The 2,300-nt window shown below is 71.3% G+C and carries 1 protein-coding gene; it reads right to left on the bottom strand.

From position 1 onward, the window contains the following. The coding region (locus tag DW309_RS04810) for a sigma-70 family RNA polymerase sigma factor (RefSeq protein WP_136044718.1) at positions 1–1,893 on the bottom strand (1,893 nt) is incomplete at its 3' end. Positions 1,894–2,300 lie beyond the last annotated feature (407 nt).

Raw genomic sequence — 2,300 nt, 5'->3', positions numbered from 1 at the left:
GGGCTCGGCCGGAGCGGGCTCTGCGTCAGCCGGTGCCGGAGCGGATGCTGCCGCGTCGGGGACGACGGCCGCATCCGCCGCGGCCGTCGTGTCGCCGACGGGCGCGGTGTCCTCGGCGGGCTGCTCCGGGACGACGGGCGTCTCGAGCGCGAGGGACAGCAGCGTGGTGTCTGTCGAGGCCCCCGGTCCGTCCGGGAACACGTAGCGGAAGGTGACCGTGGTGGTGTCCGCGTTCCACAGCTGACGCGCGGTCGGGCGGAGATCGATGGTCCCCGTGCCGGCATCATCCAGCGTGATGCTGTCGCCGCCACCGGTGGCGCCGTCGATCAGCGCCTCCACCTGGAGACCCGGGGCTCCGGAGACGGGCACCGTGTAGTGCAGCTGGATCCCGGTGAAGGAGAGGGTCGCGGCGCTCCACTGCGGCCCCTCCGTCGGCTTCGCGGGCTCGACCGGGTCCGTGGGATCGGTCGGGTCCGTGGGATCGGTCGGGTCCGTGGGATCGGTCGAGTCCGTGGGATCGGTCGGGTCCGTGGGGTCGGTCGGATCGGTCGGGTCGGTGGGGTCGGTCGGGTCCACCTGCTCGGGCGGCGCGATCGGTGCGACGGGTTGCGCCGACGGGACGACGACGGTGCCGGACTGCTCGGTCGGCTGCGGTGTCGGCACCTCGGCGGCCGGAGGAGCGGGAGGTTCCTCCGCGGGCGCCTCGATCACGATGGGCTCGTCGAGCCCGAGCGACGTGTCGGGCGCGATGTCGGTCGTGATCGAGGAGTCGCCGTCCGCGGCGCTCGGGAGCGACGTCGCGGGACTGGCGCCGGCGAGACCGGGAACGATCGCGGCAGCGGTGACGACCCCGGCGACCACCAGTGCGGCCGACCCCGCGCCGACCAGCGCTCCCATGCCCGTGAACGCCCCTCCGGTGCTCGCGCTTCCACCGCCAGCGCTGCTGCCCCCCGCGGAGCCGGACCCACCGGACGCGCCGGAACCGGACGCGGCGACACCCGTTGCCGCGTGCCCCGCCCCGCCATCGCCGACCAGCACGCCGCCGGCGATGCTCGACGGCATGGCCGCCATCGCGACGATCGGAGCGCCACCGCCCTGCAGGGTCGCGAGGTAGCCACCGGCACCCGCGACGCCGAGCACCAGCGGGAGCATGACGAGCGCGAGGCGCATCGAGACGTCCTTGGCCTCGGCGGCGACGATCATGCAGCGCGCGCACTCGTCGAGGTGGAGTTCGAGGCGCTTGTGGTCGCGCGTGCCGAGGTTGCCGCGGGAGTACGCGCCGAGGTGCTCGATCGTCCACTGGCAGTCCGACCCGGGGGTCGCGCTGCGCAGGTGCGCCTGGATCCACGCCTCGCGCAGACCCTCGCGCGCGCGGAACGCGAGCTGGGAGACGGCGCCCGCCTTCATGCCGAGCAGCGGTGCGACCTCCTGCGGCTTCATCTGCTCGATCTCGGTGTACCAGAGCACTTCCTGCCAGCGCGAGGGAAGGCTGCGGAATGCCTGCGCCGTCAGGCTGCGGTCGAGCGCCTCGTTGGAGGCGTTCTCGGTGCTGCTCGGGTCGGCCACCGTGTCGAGCTCGTCGATCGCGGTCTCGCGGCGCGAGCGTCCCCACGCGGCGGCGGTGTTGCGGATGCTCGTGAACAGGTAGGCGCGGAACGACCCGTTGGGCCCACCACCCTTGGCGATCGCCTGGTAGATGCGGGTGTACGCCTCCTGCACCAGATCGTCCGGGTCGATCGACGAGGTCACCGATCGTGCGACGGCGATGCCGGACGGGTAGTGACGCTTCCAGAGTTCGCCGAACGCCGTCGTGTCGCCGGAGCGGGTGCGGAGGATCAGGTCGGCATCGCCGATGGGCTCGTCAGGTGTGGTGTTCTCTCGGTGCACAATCATCCATCTGTCCCGGGGCGCGGATCGGCCCTCAGGGGAAGAGACGCGCGAGCGCGCGTCTTATTACGCGGTACGACGATTGTCCCGCGAAAGTCCTGATAAGGCCACCCCTTCGTGCTCTGTTCGAAGGAGATCCATCGGGTTCTGTCATTCGGCATCCAGCCCCGAAAACTTTTTCCGAAGTCGCGTAATGAACTGGAGATCGCTTCGTCTCATCCCGTAGAGACAGCCATGCGAACTCCACCGGGGGGCGGAGTTCAGGCTCTGATGCGGGGGGTTCTGCATCAGGGGAAGGGTCGAGGTCCTCGGGGGAGGAGCCCTCGGCCCCGCCCGCTCGACACGGGAGGGAACGGGCCGCCGATCTGGGGAGAACGGCGGCCCACCATCCCGCTCTACGGGAGAGACAGTCG

The sequence above is a fragment of the Microbacterium sp. K41 genome (assembly GCF_004794395.1).
Classification (GTDB): Bacteria; Actinomycetota; Actinomycetes; order Actinomycetales; family Microbacteriaceae; genus Microbacterium; species Microbacterium sufflavum.
This window is presented reverse-complemented; position numbering and strand designations above follow the sequence as displayed.